1 protein-coding gene is annotated in these 1,610 nt (G+C 37.1%); it reads left to right on the top strand.

What is annotated here, in order from left to right:
* Positions 1–32: 32 nt before the first annotated feature.
* Entirely contained in the window at positions 33–1,472 is a 1,440-nt protein-coding gene (locus IEV18_RS16925; RefSeq protein ID WP_188393508.1) for a DDE-type integrase/transposase/recombinase, read from the top strand.
* The last annotated feature ends 138 nt before the right edge of the window (positions 1,473–1,610 follow it).

Genomic DNA, 1,610 nt, shown 5'->3' with positions numbered 1-1,610 from the left:
CACCCAAAAATACCTAAAAAGGAAGTGACAAGTTGTTCCCTCAATTTATAACCTATTTACTTGAATATATCAAGTACCAAGAGAAAATAATTTTTGCTCTTCTTGGGATTATACTTGGTAAGTCAGTGGCTAAAGCCCAATTTGATGAGCCTGTTCATAAGCCTTACCGAAAAATGGAAGTCGACGATATGCCCATTATAGAAACCCTGGAAAAACTCGACTATAAAGAACTTCTTTCTAACTATCAATTGAAACATGGTAAGGAGCTAAAGCCTGTTGTTCGTCGTAAAAATAGTGTGGTTCAAGTACCGACAAACTTAACGTGTCCTAAGTGCTCCGCACCATCTTCGTATCTTTATGCCAATAATGGTGATAAAGGTCAATATCAGTGTAAAGTGTGTGGTTGTTTATTTAATCAGAAAAATCGTTTTTTGAAAGAAGCTGTATTCAAATGTCCTCACTGTCAGAAAACATTAGAAAAAATCAAAGAACGTAAAGATTTTTATGTTTTTAAGTGTAAGAATAACGATTGCTCTTTCTATCAAAGAAAGATAAACCAAATGTCTAAAGATGAAAAAGAGCGATTTAAGAAAGATCCACAGGCATTTAAAGTTAGGTATATATTTCGTGAATTCAACTTTGATTTTAAGCCTTTATCTAAAGAAACACCTGAAAAGCCAAAAGTTGATCTATCACGCATTTATGTTTCTCCACACACGTTGGGACTTATCTTAACGTACCACGTGAATTATGGTCTTTCAGCTAGAAAAACAGCTGCTTTGATGTACGATGTTCACCAGGTGAAGATTTCTCACCAAACTATTTTGAATTACATGAATAGCGTTGCCCTTATCACTAAACCGTTTGTAGATAACTATCCTTATCAGTTATCGAATAGTTTCTGTGGTGATGAGACGTACATTCGAGTAAAGGGACGTTGGCACTATCTATTCTTTTTCTTTGATGCGGTGAAGAAGATCATTTTGTCTTATCCTGTTTCACCTAATCGTGATACATTGTCCGCCATCAAGGCTTTGGATCAAGTTTTTCAGAAACTCAAAGTGATACCTGAAGACTTAATGTTTGTCGTTGATGGCAATCCCATTTACATTCTGGCACAGCATTATTTCGCTCAACATGGTATCCATTTTGATATACACAAGGTGATTGGCTTAACGAATGATGACCCCGTTTCGACGGAGTATCGCCCGTTAAAACAAATCATTGAACGCCTCAATCGTTCATTTAAAGGCAATTACCGAGCAACTACTGGATTTGGATCACAAGAAGGATCTGTTTCTTTTGTGACGCTTTTCGTGGCCTATTTCAACTTTTTAAGACCACATACTTCACTAGAAAATAAGGTTCCAGTAATTATTCCAGAGCTTGAAAAAATGCCAAATATGCCTGAAAGATGGACGAAGCTAATTGATTTGTCCCAGCAATTTTTAGTGGAACAGCAATCGGCCTAGCTTTTGTTTAGCAGAGCCCGACAAATTAGCTATCGGCGAAGCGAACTCTTGACAAACCGAACTTGACAATGGTTTAAAATGGAAAAAGTCAGGGGCTTATTTGTCATGCCTTCTTTTGTTCCCTTCGCCCGTGACACC

The sequence above is a fragment of the Compostibacillus humi genome, assembly GCF_014637175.1.
Classification (GTDB): domain Bacteria; phylum Bacillota; class Bacilli; order Bacillales; family Amphibacillaceae; genus Oceanobacillus; species Oceanobacillus humi.
The sequence above is the reverse complement of the archived record's forward strand: the minus strand, read 5'-3'. Positions and strand labels throughout refer to the sequence as shown.